The sequence below is a fragment of the Bacillus sp. TH13 genome (assembly GCF_016651175.1).
GTDB lineage: Bacteria > Bacillota > Bacilli > Bacillales > Bacillaceae_G > Bacillus_A > Bacillus_A thuringiensis_S.
The window spans coordinates 45,618-63,358 of record NZ_JAEKEJ010000007.1 but is presented as its reverse complement, the minus strand read 5'-3'; the positions used below and the strand labels follow the sequence as shown (position 1 = coordinate 63,358).

Here is a 17,741-nt window from a genome sequence, read left to right as displayed (position 1 = left end):
ATCGGTAATCTAGGGGAGAAGTAGATTGTTAAATAAATTGATAAAGTGAGGGATTTAACATGATACATGCACATTTACAAGAACAAGCCTATTGGAAAGCGCAAAAAAAGGTACTCCGAAAGAATACTAATAAGTTACTAATTTCCTTAGAGCCAGATTTGTATGAAAAGCTACAGGGATTGGTTCTTTACGATGAAAAAATGGATCATATCGCATCGGAGTTGGTGATAGAGGGGTTGGATTACATTTACATGGAAGACATTCCGGTACGCCAGTACCAGGCTTTTCAGCACTTTGTAGAAATTAAATTGTCAAAATTCCAAGAGAAACGCTTACACCGTTTAGCGCTTAAAAGAGGATGTTCATCACGCAGAATGGCTTATACTATATTACATTTTATATTGAAGGAACAATAAAAGAACCCTACAAAAAGCAGGATTCTTTCACTAGGGTATTCTGACGGCAAATGAGCTATTACTATCAGAAATTGAGTGGTCTAGACTCAATCTTCTTTATAATATTATAGTTTTAAATCGAATTGCAAGGATAACACGAATGTGATTTTAAATAATGAGTTTAATTGTATAAGGCTTCGTTTACATACAAAAAGATTGGGTTATCCCAATCTTTTTGTATGTAAGGAATTAGATGACAGACTAAAAATTCAACCCGTTTTCATTATAATTAAATCAAACTGAAAATTCAATCTGATTTCTTTTGGAAATATCAAAGTGTATGAAAATACTAGAAAGTACAGCATCCTTCATACAGTCATGCCGATTATAGGATAAGGAGAATTTAAAAATGTTTTTTTGAAATGAAGACTTAAAAACTAGTATTCAAGTTTATTGTACGGGTTTAACACCCATTTAGTTGGATACCAGGGGAGGTTAAAGTTCGTAATTTAATACATTCCGGAATTTTGGCCAAGAAACATTATTCGTGTTTTAGATTTTATCCCGCATTAACGGGCAGTAAGACCCCCACCTCAAAATTCAGCGAAAGCAAAGAAGTTAGGTGGGAGATCAGCTGCCCGTAAAGATCCGATTGGTTCAACTGATAATCAGTGGGGATGGGAATCCCACTTTTTATAAGCTGATTTTCTAGATTTTGCTAGGAATGCTAGTTAAACTAAAAAGTGTGCGGTACACTTTTAAGCAAGGGGGTATAGTGATGATTACTGGTCGTGATGAATTAAGTCTAGAGATTATAAAAAAACTAAATGATAAAAAAATTAGAGTTAAGGATATTCCTCAAAAATATGATGTTTCATTGGATCAAGCTAAACGATTATCCCGTTATTTAAAAATCACATTGAGTGCCAATAAATATTTAAGTGAATTAGCGAACATGAAAATTCAATTGCTAGGATTAAAAGTGCTCGCAATCAATGACTTGTTTAAAAATGAGGATTGGGAAGGTCTTGAAGAAATTTTATCTCTTGTGACAGAGAATACTACTAGAGATCATCTAAAGCAAATGGTCCTAGCGTTAGAAGAAAAGAGAAATAGGTTACAGGAAGTTCAAAAAAAATAAATTTTAAGATTAAGCGCTTAGATGAAAGTAAAAAAGAAATCAAAGTGAATTTAGAAAAACTGAAATCTATTCAAGATGAAATTGCAGCATTAACAGTAGACTTTCAAAAATATGATGAAGAGACCAGGGGATTTTTACTTGAACATGTTGGGACCTATCGGCATATATGCGAAGAGAATATACAGAAAACAAATAATTGGATTCTAATAAAGCGACTGGATTCGCTATTTCAAAAAAAATTAAAGACTATGGGAATTATCACATATAACGAATTGAAATATGTACATGAAATTAATGATTTAGACAAATTTGTGAGTGCGTATTTAGAGCGAAAAAAGAATCGTGGGGGAATTATTTGGGAGTATGAAAAAGAGGAAAAAAGAGAAATAAACAAGGGATATTTTTCATCACTTACACCGTATTATAAAAATGGTATTCGATTAATTGATAACCCCCTTCTTGAGACAATTGAGCAAACCAAAGCAGAGTTAAAAAGAGCAGAAAACCAAATGCAAGATATTGAAAAAGAAATTCAGGATCTAAGAAAAACAAATGTCAATTCATTCTTTGAAGCTGTAAATATTTCTAATATGTTATCAGTTAAAGAAATTCAAAAGCATGGTGAATTACAAGATAAGGTTGGGAAATGGTTGTATTCAAAAGGCTATGTAGTTGCTTTTGAAGTAATCTTATTCAATGGGAAACGAGTGGATGTCGCAGCCTTTAATGATAAGAATGAAATTGTATTTGTAGAGGTCAAAGCATCTGAACAAGATTTTCAAAGCGATAAGAAATGGAAAGAATATCTTCCCTTCTGTGATAAATTTTATTTTTTCGGGGATTGGTTTTCTCTTCCTGATTGTATAGATGATAAGGTGGATGCAGGGTTTCTTCGTAAACAAAAAAATACCATAGAAATACATTGTGAAACAGTTATGGAACATAGTGTGACCAATCGAGAAGCTATTATTTTTTCTATTTCACGTGCTATATCCAAAAAGTCAGTATACGGGTATTAAAAGCTTGCAGCGGTACTTATACGGTAACAAATGTTAAACCTAGAAATTTTAAAATAATCTCAATATCACTTAATTAAATAGAATAAATAACCCATTCAATTTTCGTTGAGTGGGTTATTTATTCTAAAACTATCTTTAACTTTCAATATATTTTTTTAGTTTGTAAGGATTATACAAGTTATTATCTATACAAGCGTGTGCTGTTATTTTTAACCCTATTAGTAGATGTTCTATTTCTTCAGTAGTATACTTTCTTACACGTCCATTCCCAGCCACCTTTGTTGTACCGTTCTTTAAATCTATATTTATTCTCAATAGTACATTATTGTTTTTTACATCTACGACTTGGATGACAAAAATTTCATTTTCCAAATCAATTGTAATAAAATCAAATCGTTCTATTAAATCAATCCGAGAAATACTTGTATACTCAGACATTTTCTATCCCTCCATCTTATTTGTGATTGTGAACTAATTAATTTTTGATGGGTGTTATGAATCTCACGTCTGTACAGTGTAACGTTAAAATTACCTAAATAAAAAGTCTTTTATGGTTTGGAGAGAATTATTCATCTTCACCGATCAATGTCAGGTTACACTCTCCGCACTTAATATGAACGTGTGGTTTTGTAGATCGTACGATGACATTACATTTAGGACAAGTCCATTTCCATGTGGTTTTCTTTGCTACAGCTGGTAAGTCTGGCATATCAAATTCAGTATTTGTACCAGAATCAATTCCGAGATTAAAACTGGCCAGATTATTGTTGCTTTCGAGCGGCTGCAGGTATCTAGGGAGACGTCTAGCAATCGAAAAAGCAGATTGGTCAATATCCATTTGAGAGATTATGTCTTTTGTTTGTTGGGAAAGTTTTGCGAAGGACCAGCCATATTTAGGATCTGGTTTGTCTTCTTCGTATTCAAAACCGCTCTTTATAGCGCGGTTTTTGAAATGTTTGTTATGATATGTTTCGTTTCGTGAGCAATCCTGGATATCATGAACGATATTATATAGATGGTAGGGTAGATACCCGGTGCCTTGCCATATTTCTATGGTAGGTTCCCAAGCATCCCCCCCCAGAACCGTACGTACATGTCTCCATGTATACGGCTCGCCATTAACCTACTTCAATCTAACAATCCAGCATGGAGTTTACGATGACAGTCATTACCGACGCCACGAGCACAGAGTGCCATTGTCTTACGGTTTCTGGCTATCATTGCTTGCTCCCAAAGCTTTTTACCTTTTAAGTCCTTTAGTTTTCTTATATGATGAATTTCTAATTCCACGTTTTCTGTATTGCACCATTCACAGCGTTCTGCCTCTAATCTTGAGATCAGACTTGATTTCCCAAAATCAAACTTACTAACAGGTTGGTCTATGTTGGTGTGGTCTGCTTTTATAGAGCTATTTCTTTTAAATCCATCATTATAAAAGTATCGAGTTTTGTTACCTTTCTTAGTTTTGTATCTAACCGCAAAGACTCCGTTGATGCAGTATTTGTTTTTAATTTTTCTTATGGATGTTTTGTATTTATTGGCAAAAGTTTTGTATAGACTGTATTCCATAAAGTATTTGAATTTATTAAGTCCACTTACGTTTGAGGCTAGTCTGTAGTAGTTATACATACCTCTTATTTCAGCGTTATAACGAGTGATAATTTCCAAATCATCATTGTTGCTTAGTGCTCTACGGTGCATCGGCTTCCAGTCACAGCCATCCATTTTTATAGCTTTATATTCTATAAGTTTATTGACCCACGCCTCTTTTGGCATATAGATAGAGACTCTTCCTGAGTGAGAACGTGAAAGAACCTTCCGTTGATGTTCTGCTGGCATTGATGTTGGTTTAGGTTGTTGATTTCTATTAATAGCGATGTCGTAGCCAAGGAATCTAGCGAATCGACTACTATTTGTGATAAGTGTTTTTTCCTGTGAGAGTTCTAGTTTTAATTTATGACTGATGAAATCAGTTAGTTCTTTTTTTATCATAACAGCATCTTCTTTGCTGCCAATAATACCTATTAAAAAGTCATCTGCATATCTGACATATTGCAATCTTCTGTAGTTCTGATCCATAGGGGCTTTTGAAGGTAATTTCATTTTTCCATTGATAACTTCTTTAATGTGACCAATAATTTCTTCACGTTCGTTCTCTTTGAGAGTTCCTTTAGCATTTTTATCTTTTAATTTCTTTTTAAGACGCATGCTTTTTTGATGCAGTCTACTGTATTCAGGGTTTTCTGCTCTTTTCTTGCCCTTATTAAATTTATGTTGGAGCTCTGTGATGAATTTATCTAATTCATTTAGATAAATGTTAGATAAAATAGGACTGATGATACCTCCTTGAGGTGTGCCGCTGTATGTATTGTGGTATTTCCAATCCTCTATATATCCTGCTTTAAGAAATTTCCAAATAAGTCTTAAGAATTTCTCATCCTCAATTCTTTTACGAAGTAAATTTATTAAAATGTGGTGGTCAATGTTATCAAAGAAGCCACGAATATCTCCTTCTATAAACCATTTAACTCCATTGAATGTGTCAGCGATTTGCTTGATGGCGGTGTGACAGCTTTTATTTGGGCGATAGCCATGAGATCTGGTGCTAAACGAATTTTCGTAAATACTATCAAGAATGTATTTAACTATAGTTTGTAGCAATTTGTCATCAAATGATGGAATACCAAGTGGTCTTTTGCCATTACCACGCTTTTTGTCAATATAGGTTCTTCTTACTGGAGTCGGTTGATACGTTTCATCCCTGAGTGAATCAATAATATTAGTGATTCTTTTCATACTCATACCATCGATTGTTTTTTTATCTGAACCTTTAGTCATGTTACCAGGATTAGGGTAGATTTCACCGTATGCCATAAGATAAAACTCAGGATTATATAGGTTTCTGTAAACCTTTTGATACTTATAGCTTTCATCATTGGACTTACTCATTAGATTGTCCAATACCACTTGAGGATTTCTCACAGAGCCTCTCGCTCCTTCTTCTTATAATATTGGATTCGGTTAACTGTCTTCCTTCGCCATCCTAGCTTCACAGCTATGACCTAACATGCGTTATCTGATGTTAGCGTGATAGGTTTTCCCTATCTCAGACTAGTACGAAGACTCCGTTGTCATATCGATTTTTCAGTCCCAAGTGGACATAGCCTGTAAGAGCGTATCGACTTAGACAATCTCCATTTAGATGTTGTAGGGAAGCTTGTAATAGTATCGGATGCGACTTTCGCCATTTAGCACCTTATAGGCGTTGGTCAGTGGGAGGTCATATTTTAACGTATGGTCCATCCGTTAAAATTCCCACTTGCATAGCATTTCACGTGTTGTTTGCTATGGTCCACGATATAACCCCTTTGGCTATCGTTCAAGCAGTGTAGCTTTCATCCTTATCTATTACTTTGGTCTTACCATTCAGTCGTACTGTAACACGCCAGTAACTTATGGCTTTATAGACATGCTATTGTCCCCATGTTGGTTTCCCGTCATGAGTGTCTTGATATATTAGGGATATCAATAAGTCTTTGACCTTATGATGTTATGACCACATCAACTGTTTGCTACGACAGCAATCCCAAACACATCCTTATGGACGCACTACCATTTCATGCATAAGAGTATCCATTGTTTCAAAAAAATCTTGATCGACATATTCGGCGCTAATATTGATCTCGTATCGTTTGTTCTCCCCTTTTTTGTCGCTCCATATAGGATAAACCGAACACCATCCCATACTTAACTTATTATGCCGAGAGGTTTGAATCGTAATTGCTGGTATAGGGAGTTTATTCTCAAAGAATCGCTCGTTAAACAATTCGAATGCTTTATGTAACTCTTGGGTTACAGCGTTTATAGTAGTCATAGTTCCCTCCGTTTGAATAATATTATTCAAAAAATGTTAATTCTATTATACCAAAATTGAATAATATTATTCAATTTTTTCGAGATGTAAAGTCTATCTTCTCTGTTATAATAAAAGAAAAAAGGAATCGATAAATGATGACAGAATATACTGAAGAACAATTTGTGTATTTTACAACAGCGCTGACTCACTTAGAGTTCATCAAAGATGATAGAGATGCATATTGGTATGAATATAAAAAGCTACAAGATTGGTTGGAAACGCAAGAATTGAGTACTGCCTTTATTAGCTGGGTTGAACAGAAAGTGAAAAACAATCTGTCTCAAAGATAAAATTTAATAAAGGGTATATGAAAGGGTGGGCGTTTTGGAGGAGAATAAGAAAATTATTGATATTAAATATAAGCAAATGGATAAAAATCCTGAAATTAAAGAAATAACTAATACCATGGAACGTTTTGTTTTGGGGGATAAAGGTGTTGGGTTATTAGAACATCTTGGTTTAACTCCTGGGAGAATTCAAAAGTCTTTAGACGAACAATGGGAAATAGATGTAAATAAGATGATCGAAGAGCATAAAAGTTATATTCTTCAAGAAGGGGTCCCGCCAACATAACGCGAATTTCGTACGCTAAGGAATTTTTCATTTAAAAACTTGGTTTTTCCGTACGTTAAGAAAGTTCCATAAACGGTATTTATTGTTTAGTATGATACTTTGTTTTTGGTAATGGGTTTTGGAACTAAATTTCAACATATTTTAGTCAGTTTCCATAGATGTAAATAAAGTACCTTAAACGACCGTTTTAAGAACTACCTGGTCTATTTGGTGCTGGTTAGTAGACCTTAATAGTAATAATTATAAGGTTTTTAAGACCAATTAGTGCTTCGTTATATAGAAAGCTATCAGAAGGGTACAAATAGTTTATCCTGATTCTATCAAAAGTTGTATTTTTGTACCAACATTTTTAGGCATGAAATGTCGACAATTATTATCTATTATGTTTTAAAGTAAATATTGAAAGGGAGTAAACTTATGGATTGGCTAGAAAGAATGAATAATGCGTTGGACTACATTGAAAATAGTTTGGATGAAGAAATAGACTACACAGAGATTGCAAAAGCAGCTAATTGCTCTGAGTTTCATTTTTCAAGAATGTTCTCTTCAATTTCAGGTGTATCGCTATCAGAATATATTAGACGAAGACGATTAACACTCGCAGCATTTGAAATTCAAAAAAGTGATATTCGGATCATCGATGTGGCAATTAAATACGGTTATGTTTCTTCTGATACTTTCTCACGTGCTTTTCAAAAAATTCATGGAGTAACCCCTTCCAATGCTCGTAATAGAGGGGTACAGTTAAAAGCCTTTCCTAGAATTTCCTTTCAAATTTCTATTAAAGGAGATACCGAGATGGATTACAGAATTGAAAACCTTGATTTTGAATTAAGAATTGTAGGAAAAAGTAAACCAGTAAAAACAAGCAGGGCTTTTAAAACAATCCCTAAACTTTGGAACACTGCGAAAAAAGATGGATTTATGCAAGAACTAATAGATATGTCTTGGGAAAATCCAAAATGCACGCTTGAAAGCCTTTTGGGGGTTTGCGGAAAAGAAGCCGCCATAACAGATGAAGAGTTTTCCTATTTTATGGGCGTAAGATACGAGGGGGAATCCCCAGTAGATATGGAGACGCTTATTATTCCTGCAAGTACATGGGCAGTTTTTCCGAACATAGTAGATACATGGAAGCGTTTATATTCTGAGTGGGTCCCAACCTCTGAGTATGAACTTGCAAATTTACCGTGTATAGAATGTTATTATGGTCCGAAGCATAAACCAAGACACGAACTCTGGGTCCCTGTTATCCCAAAATAAATTATATATCCAATAATAGAAGGCTTTTTATATTGGCATTTCCTTATCTTATCGTACGAAATTCGCGTTTTGTTGGTGCTACCTCAAGAATCACAGAAACGGTCTTTGGATATGATGAAAAAGTGGATTCAGGATATGGAAGATTCTAAAACAGAAATTAAAAAAGAAGCTACATTTAAAAAGTTACAAGAGTTACAACAAGAAGCTGAAATACAAGTTATAAAAGAATTAGCAGATGAGCATCTATAAGTAATAGTAATAAAAAGGAAGGCCCTCTAAATTGAAGGGCCTTCCTTTTTATTACTATTATCTACAGCTGATTTTAAGCATTTAGTTATTGCTTTTAGAGGGACTTTTTGTTTACCATCCATTTCATAATTATAGATTTTTATTTATATGCTTACTTTAAAAATATAATCGATACGATGCTGAAGATGGTCAGTGAGCATAAATTAAAAACTCCATGAGCTAACCAAGCTGATAGGAATCCCAATCTTATAAACAATAAAGCATCAATTATACCTGGAATGAAGTATGCATAGAAATTTGTTATGTCAGGTCCATGTAATAATGCAAATCCTAAATTAGTTACTAATATCCATCCCCATATATATAAGGGGTTTTTATATGTAAACAATTCATTGTAAACTTTTTCAACCCATGCAAACTTTACTTTAAAATCAGCAAGCGCTAAAAATATTCCAGCATAAAGCAAATATCTGAAAAAAAATTCTTCTTGAAATGGCCCAATTACAGAAACCAAGAAAAGAAATCCTGCTTTGGTTAGATCTGATGTATATGTTATTTGATCTGATCCTATGCCAATCATATCTTGACCTAGCAAAGTAGGGATAAAGCGAATGGAAGTGACGATAAATTGCATGAGTATGCCAATTATGATTGGGAGACCTATGGTTAAATATAGCTTGTTTTTATGGAGAATGAAGCGGTTTTTAAAATCATTTCTTATTATCGGGAAGATGAAAATTCCTGCTAATAAAACTGAAAATGAATAGAGGGACTCCAAGGCATGATTATTACTAGAAAGTCCTAATCCTGATAGTTTATCTGCTAATACAAGAATAAAAAAGAGTAAAACAAAAGTAACTAAAAATAAAATAGGTTGAATAATGTCACGTATAAAAGTCAAAAAAATTCCTCCTCGCAAAAAAGATATTAAATTTTACGAATCTTGATTAATTTACAATTTATTACACAACAAGACATGTTAATTCTAACATTTTTTTCATATTATGCACATTATAAATTGAATTTTCAATCTATTGATTTTTAGTTGGAAGGAGTTGAAATTAACCATTCATAGTAAAATATAATTTCACGTACTGAATTTTGGATATAGAAAGTCGCCGAGATTGCGATTTTAAGCCGATTATCTTTTCTTTCGTGTATAATCCATCATTAGATTGCTTCAATAGATCCATAGGGAAATAGGAAAGAAGAGTAATTCTTCGGTAATTACCCTTCTTTCCTTCATGCGACATGTTAGTGTTCTTACAATTAGTAACGTACTAATTGTAAGTTATCTTAGATTCTAATTTACCTTGTAGTCTTTGCCAGCATAACAAATGGTTCATATGTATCATATTTCTTTGGAACATGAACTCCGAATCCGTGAGGTTGAATATGGAACCCATCAGTGTTTGAATCTGGTGTATAGATCAATACTTTATCATATGTTGAAGGATCTAATTCTAAAGAAGAACAAATCTTTTCTCTTAGGTTATTACCATAAAAATGCTGATCGGCAGCTGTACCACGGGCATAATCTAAGTATGCGAGGGTAATAGGATCAAAGATGTGGAATAAATTATTGTCGTGATCCACATGTAATACAAAATGATTGAATCCTGGTCCATTATTTGCAACGAGCAATTCATAACAATTATCGTTAATGGTTTCTCGTAAAACAATATCTTCTCTTTTAGTATCTACCATCATAAAAACCTCCTGAAATATTAATGTATTAAAAGCCTACCACAAACTAACTTCTTATACTGGACTTGTCTTATCAAATAGGAGAATTAGCTTTATGCACATATTTTAGAGAGTTTGTTAACATAATATTTTTATGTTATAAACAATGACGCCTAATGCGTTTTTTCATAAAGAAAAGACACCCTAAGGTGCCTTCCTCCGACTTGACCACTTTAATTTTAATAATATGTATAGTATGCGAATCAAATACAATTATATCAGGGGCACGACAACAATTACTACTTTTAGGGGCCATTCGCAAGTTTAAGTTTACAGAACTGGAATTCCGTTAATTTTTCGAGATAAATTTAATAAGATTAGTTTACAGAACTCTGTAAATATTACTGAAAAAATAAGCTTACGGAACATATTTAAAGAGAACGTTTTGCATACTTCAAATCTAAGTACCTTAAAGTTAACTTTTTATCATAGATTTCAAAGCTTTTTACAAGTGGCCCGAAAAAGAACGAATCGTTGCTGTACCCCTTTTATACTTGGTATGTTAAAATTAATACATATAATTAGAATTTTCCGTCAATAGGAGGTTTACTATGAAAAATGAAGAATTTTCAACATATAATCATGAAAATAATTTTGAATATAGGCGAGTTAGGTTAGCTGCAGTTCAAGAGTTTCAAGGTGATTATTTAAAAGTCGCTGAATATATAAAAGAGAATGGAAGTTTACATGATTATTTAACTTATTTGTTAGATGTAACACAGGAATTGCTTGTAAGCGAAAGTGCATATAAATCGCCATGGGAGTTAGAGAAATATGAGTTTACAGCAGACGAGCTAGAACTGTTATTTAGTGGGTTTTATTTCGCGGTAAGGTTATTACCTAAGAATATAGGTCATGGTAATTGTGAAGCGATTAGATATAAAAGTGAAGATTTTGCAATGAAATGTTTAAAGGAAGCAATAAAAAGAGCTGAAAAAAAGAAAGAAGAATTAAAATGAACTAAAAAACAAACCAGGAGGTTTGTTTTTTAGTTTTGGATGTTTTTGCCCAGCTCCCGAAAAAGGGGGGGAATACAAAAAAATCCAAATCAGCATACGGTGACAGGTAGTGGATAGACTTTTGAGTGAAATGGAGCATGCAAATGAGTATTTGGATAATTTCACACCAAATATAGTACTTGGATTCACTCTTTTGGATAGTTTTTCAATAGAAATGGAGCATCATGTTATTTTTAATTCCTAGTGGCCACGGTCGGAATTAAACTGATACAATTATTATTATAAAATGGTTGTTTATTTAAAGGAGATGAAGAAATAGATGGGGGACTTTCAAGAGGAAAACTATGAGCGATTAAAAAAAGAAAAAAAGAATATTACTCTATTTTTAAGAAGTGGCGTCAGAATATCAGGGAAAATTGTTGGAGTAGATCGTTTTACTGTACTTATGATGGTTAACGGTAAACAACAATTAATTTATAAACAAGCTATATAAAAAATGATTGTACGCTATAAAAGGAGGGAGATATATTGATTTTTTTATTTCGATTTGACATAAAAGATGATGGAATGGATTTTATCTTAAACGAAAAAATAGCTGAAGATATGAGTCCTTACTATGATGAAATGCTTAGACCGTTGGCCGCTTCTTTAAGTCAAACCTTAAACTTTTATCGAGCTTTTAGTAAACACCCTACCATTTTATTTTGTCGTATTTTAGATAATAATGAACTGGAAATTATGTTGAGTAAAGGATTGGGACAGTATATAGATCCATACACTAAAAACCAAATTATTTTCGAAAATGGAAAATTAATAGCCGATATCTTAATAGAGGTTATGAACCTTCACACCATACACCGTTAAAGTAAATTGTAAAAAACTACAACTAGGGGTATGGCAACCATTCTAAAATCCTTTATTTATAAGGGTTTTTTTACTAATTCCCCCGTTTCGAGGGGATGGGCAAAGAAACCCAAATTGCATTACTTTTACTAGTTGCAAGCTTAGCGGTTAAACATAATGCACAATATTTAGTGCGTACATTTCAAACTGATTTAATATTGGTGGGGAAAATTATATTGGTATCGATTCCTCCTGTAGTAATTGTGTATATACAACCAGATACAGGAATGGTTTTCTTATATGCTGCATCAATTGCTTGTATTTTATTTATGTCCGGAATTCAAAAAAAACTAATAGCAATATGTACAGCGATACCGGTAACAATTTTATCTGCTTTAATATTTATATATTTTAGGTATCCAGACATTATTTTTAATAAATTAATCCCTTTGTTAAAACCACACCAACAATCGCGAATTTTGGGCTGGTTAGATCCGTTTGGGCATACCGACCAAGGTTATCAAACACAACAATCTCTTTTAGCTGTCGGAAGCGGGGGAGTGGAGAGGAAAGGTTTTGGATATGGTAACGTCTATATCCCAGGGAAACATACTGACTTCATTTTTGCTACTATTGCTGAAGAAGGTGGATTTATCATTGCTGCTTGTGTCGTATTTGTGTTTTTACTACTTATTTATCGTATAAGTCTCATTGCTTATTCAGCTTCTGATTTATTTGGAACATTAATTTGTGTGGGAACAATAGGTGTTTTAGCCTTACAAACTTTCCAGAATATTGGTATGATTATTGGGTTAATGCCAGTTAAGGGGATTGCCCTTCCATTTTTATCTTATGGTGGGAGTTCCTTGTTCTCGAATATGATTATGATGGGCCTTGTTTTGTCAGTCAGGAAAACCTATAAAAAGTATATGTTTTCGGTAAATTAGAAAGTTATATTGCTGAACTTGTAACATATAGAGATGCCATGAGAATTTTAATAAGTGTTTTGATAGATTGTACAAAGAAAGACGGAGTCTGTTTTGAAGGCTTCGTCTTTCTTTGTAGTCTATCTTGGGTAAAGAGATTCCATTCAATTTAATAGTCGTTAACAATATATTTTCAACTAATGGATGTAAATTCGAAAAATTATAGAACTGTGCAACTTTTGTACACGGTATAAAACTCATTAAAACAGTACATCATTAATAGTACGACTTTATTTCAAAGCTACAGTAAGTAAATTCATCTATTTAAATTATACTAGAGCTGAGGTAATTTAATTCAAATCATTATTTAGAATAAGAAATAAGCAGGTGTTTTACTTGCTCAATAAAATAATAGTGGTGAATATTATCATTACATACTCGACTAGCCATAATAACTCCCTCCATTGATGATGCAAGAAAGGAAGCTAGCGATAAAGTGTCTATATCTTCCATGAATTCTTGTTTCTCTATCCCTTCTTTTATAAGGGATTCCAGTAGTATTACTGTATCATTATAGCCTTTTTTAGTAGCGCTTTGTAACTCTGGGAATAGACCTCTACCTTCAACTGCATTATTAAGTAAAGGGCATCCGCCAGGAATTGGTGGATTATTGGCAGCATCTTGGTATACAAGGAAAATTGCAATAATTTTATCGACTGCATGCTCTTTATTTTCCATTGCTTTATAAAAATGATTCCACATGATTTCCGTGCCCCTTTTAAATGAAGCAAGTACAATTTCTTCTTTGTTTTTGAATCTACGATAAATCGCTCCCTTAGGCAAATTTGTTGCTGTCATTATATCTTGGATAGATGTATGAGTTATACCTCGTGTGTTAAACAAACATAAAGATGTATCAATAATTTTTTCTTTTATTAAATCAACTTTAGTCATAATTAATATCCCCCAAAAATTAAAATCATTTTAAATTCACATAAAATATTGTTTTACGAAAAGCAGAGTTACAATTTTTCTACTTCTGTTATATAAGTTTTGACTGCTTGCAATAAGAATTCTTCCTGTCCCATACCAGCATCCGTTGCCATTTTAACTACTTTTTGCTTAAATTCATGATCTGCATGAAAAGTTAATGGATCTAAATTACTTTTAAAGTAAATCCCTTCTACATGTGGAAGTATCGTGCCGGATTCCATTTGAGAATGTAAGTATTTAATCTCCTCTTGAAATTGTAATGGATCTACTTGTAATACGAAAGGTTTAATTTCTAATCTGATAGTATCTGATGAAATATTCAATCGCATATTTGTGACACCAAGCTCTTTATAAAATAAGTTTATTAGATTATAGGTGATGGAATTAAATATTTGGGGTTTTTTAAATGAAAAAGATACATACCCTCGTTTCGTAACCACTGCGTGTTTCTGGAAAGGTTCAAAGGAATAATCATGTTCCTTATAAGTGGATAGAGGGAAAATTTCTTCGTCCTCTGTAAGAATTTTGCCATCTGCTCCATTGATTTCTATTACCCTAGCTGTTTTTCCGGTATGTTGATGTGTTAATAATTGATATAAATATATATCTTCATCTTGAATCTTAGTAATGAATGTTTTTCGCTCTTTTGATGTAGTTTTTTCATAAGTTAGTTGAAAAGTTTCAAGGTCTTCTTTGTCAATGACATATACTTCTTTTCCGCGTTTTTCAATCTTTGAAGCAGGCAATTTTCCAGATTTTATATATGTAAAGACAGTAGATGGTGCTACATTAAGAATTTCAGCTGCTTCTTTTGTGCTACAGCCCTCAACCTCTTCGATATTTTTTAAACGTTCAATATCCTCTAAATAGAAAATCTTACTACCGAATTGCTTCCAGTTATCTTTATATACACATTCTATTAATCCATCTTTTTCTTTTTTTAAAATTGTTTGTACCGTTACTCCTAATAAGTCGGCTGCCTCTTTTGTCGTTACAGTAGGTTTTGTAATGAACAATAAATCTTGTGTCATGAAAGGACACCTCCATAACTATTGTTTGCTAATATTTTAGATATGTATATATCATATCAGAATATGATTTATATTTAAAATAAGAAATAGAATTTATTAAAGTTCCAATACATTTTTATAATTTAAAAATACATGTAATTTGTTTTATGTTTTAATTGGTTTTTATAGTTGGTTTTAATATAAAAGTAATTTTAATGTTAAATAGCAAGTGATTAAACTATATCTATTTACTAATAAATTATAAAAAAATATAAACATAGGTAAATAGAGAAGAATGTAGGATTCTTACAGAAAGAAAGTAATTTATCATTTGTATAATAGATAGAAGTGAAATAAAATAATATTTATAGGTAATAAAGAGAATTATATTCATAATCTTCAATAGGAGAGGTGAATTCGAATTATGGATAATAAAAATACAAAGGAAAATATACCTATTATAAACAATCAAAGTGAGTATATGGATACATATGTAGAGAATATAAGTGGTATCATTTCATTTCTGCATAACAATCGTTATGTAGATAAAGTGGAAGAGAAGATGGAGGTTGCAGAAAAAGAGGGAAAGAGTAAATATACGTATTTAAGTGATATAGAAGTCATTTATCATTTTGTACATTTACAAAAAGATATGGATGAAAAGAAGAATCGAAAAGAGGATACGAAAAAGAGTTATGTGTCCGAAATCTTGTCATTTTGTCAGTGCATGGTGCAGCATGCAGAAGAATTTGAATTGAATGGGGAAGAGGTACAGCAAAAGGACTCTTTATTGAAAACATTGCAACCTTGGCATATTCGTAAATATAATGCTTGGTTAAAGCAGGTAGAGAACGGTAGAAATGGAGATACGTACGCGGTCGCAACACTTGCAAAAAAATCAGTACTTATACGTTCTTTTCTAAAACATCTTCATGTATTTTCTTACATTGAAAAGCCTCTTCATGAAGAACTACAGCGTGCTAATGTAAATGAACAGGATCGGCCAAATCGAGACCTATCCTATGATGAAGTGATGAAAATTTTAGGTTTTTATAAAGGTCAAGGGCATTTAGTAAACTATACAATTTTACTAGCTCTAGCAAGTACCGGTGCAAGAATTCAAGAATTGTGCACCGCGAGAGTGAAAGACTTACATTATGACGGAAAGTATTGGTTAAAAGTCACAGGAAAAGGGGATAAAGTACGTGAACTTTTCATTCCTGAGCATTTATTCCAATGTATTAGCGAAATGAGACGGAGAAGAGGATTCCAAACTGTATTGAATCGTGGAGATGAAAGTCCTCTATTTATCAATCAAAGAGGAAACTTTTATAATCCCAAAACGTTATCAAACCAGGTAACAGATATGATAAAAAAGACAAATTTAGAGTTTCTACAGTATCGTGAAAATCCTGTAACGGCACATACATTCCGTCATGCATTTGCAATTATGGCAGTTGAACAAGGAAATGCGGATCTATATCATTTAATGCAAACACTGGGTCACGAAAATATCCAAACCACAAAAATTTATTTAGAGAAACATATGAAACGGAAGAATAATGTGGGTACTTCTTTTGCGGATATGTTGGTGTGAAATTTTAATATAAAAAATGGTTCAATTATGTCTTTTTTACATAATTAAATGTACATTATTGAACGTGTGAGGAGGGCTAATTATAGAATAACTCAAGAATCTACACATTAAGAAATGGCCAAGAAAAACCAATAAAGGTAGAGCCCTGGCGTTCATTTCGAGAAGAAATGAATGTGTTAGGAATTCAGGATTCAGATGTGTTTCAAATTCAGTTAGTTGAATACGGGAAGGAGAGAACGAAAAAGAATTTTCCTAAAAATACTAGAAAAAAATAGTCTACTTACGTATAAATATCATAATTAAGCACATGTTATATACAAATATAGTGGAGGTGCAATTATGAATATTCAAAGACACGAAGGTAATACAAAGGAAATTCTTATTTCTGCTGCAGCAAGTGCTATTGAGCAAATGAAGTATGAAATTGCCCGTGAATTAGGAGTCACACTTGGACCTGATACATCATCACGTGCAAATGGCTCTGTCGGTGGAGAAATTACAAAGCGCTTAGTTCGAATGGCTGAAGAGCAACTAACAGGACAATACAGATTACACTAAGATTAAAAATAAAAGGAAAAGGGTCCCCAAAGATGAATCTTTTTCCTTTTATTTACAAAAACTAAAAAAATTTTTAAGAACCTAAAAAAGACCGCTCAGATTCGTTCATAAGAGTTTTAATTTGATGTGACAATACAATAAGTCATGAAACTCATCAAACCCTTTAAAAGTAATCTGAATGCAGTTAAACGTTATTGAACCTAAAATCGGTATTTTTTGTTTTAAGGTGTAGTCTGGAAGAATTCATCTACAAATTCTAAAATTATAGCATAAGTTAAAAGACCGATTGGTAATAAATTACCCAATAAAACAAAAATCCTTTTGGTTAATTTCTCTTTACTGAACATTGAAATGACGCTTAAAGGAACAGCAAATAAGGAAGCAAAAAATGTAACTGATATAAAAGCCTTTAAAATAGATACTATATTTTCATTTGAAGTCATTGCTAACATATATAAGGATATTGGTAGAATTGTAATTGAAGTTATTGCTGTTAAGAATGAAATTTTAGTAAACACCCTCAAATTTTCCTTTTTCAAAAAATTCCCTCCAT

General features: G+C 32.6%; 19 protein-coding genes and 1 pseudogene. 12 read left to right on the top strand and 8 right to left on the bottom strand.

Translation table 11 applies throughout. The annotated features are described in order from the left end of the window. Nucleotides 1–59: 59 nt before the first annotated feature. From JFU02_RS02050 to JFU02_RS32540, 3 genes are all read left to right on the top strand, one after another. Entirely contained in the window at nt 60–416 is a 357-nt protein-coding gene (locus JFU02_RS02050) for a hypothetical protein (RefSeq protein ID WP_201069542.1), read from the top strand. Between the two features lie 757 nt (nt 417–1,173). Continuing rightward, nucleotides 1,174–1,536: a hypothetical protein gene (locus JFU02_RS31905; protein ID WP_242488018.1), complete on the top strand. Its 363-nt coding sequence runs from the start codon at nt 1,174–1,176 to the stop codon at nt 1,534–1,536. A 44-nt stretch (nt 1,537–1,580) separates the two neighbouring features. Next, a complete protein-coding gene (locus JFU02_RS32540) occupies nt 1,581–2,555 on the top strand; it encodes an MmcB family DNA repair protein (protein ID WP_346656151.1) in 975 nt (324 codons plus the stop codon). Nucleotides 2,556–2,690: 135 nt separating this feature from the next. Here JFU02_RS32540 and dhp61 read toward each other — a convergent pair whose 3' ends face one another. The 3 genes from dhp61 to JFU02_RS02030 all read right to left on the bottom strand — a co-directional run bounded on the left by dhp61 (nt 2,691) and on the right by JFU02_RS02030 (nt 6,429). Next, entirely contained in the window at nt 2,691–2,993 is a 303-nt protein-coding gene (gene dhp61, locus JFU02_RS02040; protein ID WP_201069541.1) for a protein Dhp61, read from the bottom strand. A gap of 690 nt (nt 2,994–3,683) precedes the next feature. Continuing rightward, entirely contained in the window at nt 3,684–5,537 is a 1,854-nt protein-coding gene (locus JFU02_RS02035; RefSeq protein WP_201069540.1) for a reverse transcriptase domain-containing protein, read from the bottom strand. Nucleotides 5,538–6,153: 616 nt separating this feature from the next. After that, on the bottom strand, nt 6,154–6,429 hold the full coding sequence (locus JFU02_RS02030) for a hypothetical protein (protein ID WP_242488017.1): 276 nt from the start codon (nt 6,427–6,429) through the stop codon (nt 6,154–6,156). A 137-nt stretch (nt 6,430–6,566) separates the two neighbouring features. Between JFU02_RS02030 and JFU02_RS02025 the strand changes: the two genes are divergently transcribed. From JFU02_RS02025 to JFU02_RS02015, 3 genes are all read left to right on the top strand, one after another. Next, complete coding sequence (locus JFU02_RS02025; RefSeq protein ID WP_201069815.1) at nt 6,567–6,761, top strand: hypothetical protein; 195 nt, start codon at nt 6,567–6,569, stop codon at nt 6,759–6,761. A gap of 34 nt (nt 6,762–6,795) precedes the next feature. Then, nucleotides 6,796–7,044: a hypothetical protein gene (locus tag JFU02_RS02020; protein WP_201069539.1), complete on the top strand. Its 249-nt coding sequence runs from the start codon at nt 6,796–6,798 to the stop codon at nt 7,042–7,044. A 417-nt stretch (nt 7,045–7,461) separates the two neighbouring features. Next, nucleotides 7,462–8,307 (top strand): AraC family transcriptional regulator, encoded by an 846-nt coding sequence (locus JFU02_RS02015; protein WP_201069538.1) that lies wholly within the window; start codon nt 7,462–7,464, stop codon nt 8,305–8,307. A 400-nt stretch (nt 8,308–8,707) separates the two neighbouring features. Here JFU02_RS02015 and JFU02_RS02010 read toward each other — a convergent pair whose 3' ends face one another. Next, complete coding sequence (locus JFU02_RS02010; RefSeq protein ID WP_201069537.1) at nt 8,708–9,457, bottom strand: CPBP family glutamic-type intramembrane protease; 750 nt, start codon at nt 9,455–9,457, stop codon at nt 8,708–8,710. A gap of 407 nt (nt 9,458–9,864) precedes the next feature. Then, entirely contained in the window at nt 9,865–10,263 is a 399-nt protein-coding gene (locus tag JFU02_RS02005) for a hypothetical protein (RefSeq protein ID WP_201069536.1), read from the bottom strand. Between the two features lie 590 nt (nt 10,264–10,853). Here JFU02_RS02005 and JFU02_RS31895 point away from each other — a divergent pair. The 4 genes and pseudogenes from JFU02_RS31895 to JFU02_RS01985 form a co-directional block, all read left to right on the top strand. Next, on the top strand, nt 10,854–11,261 hold the full coding sequence (locus tag JFU02_RS31895; RefSeq protein WP_242488016.1) for a hypothetical protein: 408 nt from the start codon (nt 10,854–10,856) through the stop codon (nt 11,259–11,261). Nucleotides 11,262–11,580: 319 nt separating this feature from the next. Further along, nucleotides 11,581–11,754, top strand: a complete 174-nt coding sequence (gene hfq / locus JFU02_RS01995; protein ID WP_201069535.1) for an RNA chaperone Hfq — start codon at nt 11,581–11,583, stop codon at nt 11,752–11,754. Nucleotides 11,755–11,789: 35 nt separating this feature from the next. Beyond that, nucleotides 11,790–12,125: a hypothetical protein gene (locus JFU02_RS01990; RefSeq protein ID WP_201069534.1), complete on the top strand. Its 336-nt coding sequence runs from the start codon at nt 11,790–11,792 to the stop codon at nt 12,123–12,125. Nucleotides 12,126–12,235: 110 nt separating this feature from the next. Beyond that, nucleotides 12,236–13,051 (top strand): annotated as a pseudogene (locus JFU02_RS01985) (FtsW/RodA/SpoVE family cell cycle protein); the annotation flags it as partial. A gap of 342 nt (nt 13,052–13,393) precedes the next feature. On the opposite strand, the gene JFU02_RS01980 reads toward JFU02_RS01985, so the two are convergent. Next, on the bottom strand, nt 13,394–13,984 hold the full coding sequence (locus tag JFU02_RS01980; RefSeq protein WP_201069533.1) for a TetR/AcrR family transcriptional regulator: 591 nt from the start codon (nt 13,982–13,984) through the stop codon (nt 13,394–13,396). 68 nt (nt 13,985–14,052) lie between these two features. After that, complete coding sequence (locus tag JFU02_RS01975; RefSeq protein ID WP_201069532.1) at nt 14,053–15,054, bottom strand: helix-turn-helix domain-containing protein; 1,002 nt, start codon at nt 15,052–15,054, stop codon at nt 14,053–14,055. Nucleotides 15,055–15,457: 403 nt separating this feature from the next. Between JFU02_RS01975 and JFU02_RS01970 the strand changes: the two genes are divergently transcribed. Together JFU02_RS01970 and JFU02_RS01965 are read left to right on the top strand one after the other, a co-directional pair. Then, nucleotides 15,458–16,630 carry a tyrosine-type recombinase/integrase gene (locus tag JFU02_RS01970; RefSeq protein WP_201069531.1) on the top strand — a complete coding sequence of 391 codons (1,173 nt, stop codon included), beginning with the start codon at nt 15,458–15,460 and terminating at the stop codon, nt 16,628–16,630. Between the two features lie 339 nt (nt 16,631–16,969). Beyond that, entirely contained in the window at nt 16,970–17,188 is a 219-nt protein-coding gene (locus JFU02_RS01965) for an alpha/beta-type small acid-soluble spore protein (RefSeq protein WP_201069530.1), read from the top strand. A 221-nt stretch (nt 17,189–17,409) separates the two neighbouring features. On the opposite strand, the gene JFU02_RS01960 is transcribed toward JFU02_RS01965, so the two are convergent. Then, complete coding sequence (locus JFU02_RS01960) at nt 17,410–17,727, bottom strand: 2-acyl-glycerophospho-ethanolamine acyltransferase (protein WP_201069529.1); 318 nt, start codon at nt 17,725–17,727, stop codon at nt 17,410–17,412. Nucleotides 17,728–17,741: the final 14 nt, after the last annotated feature.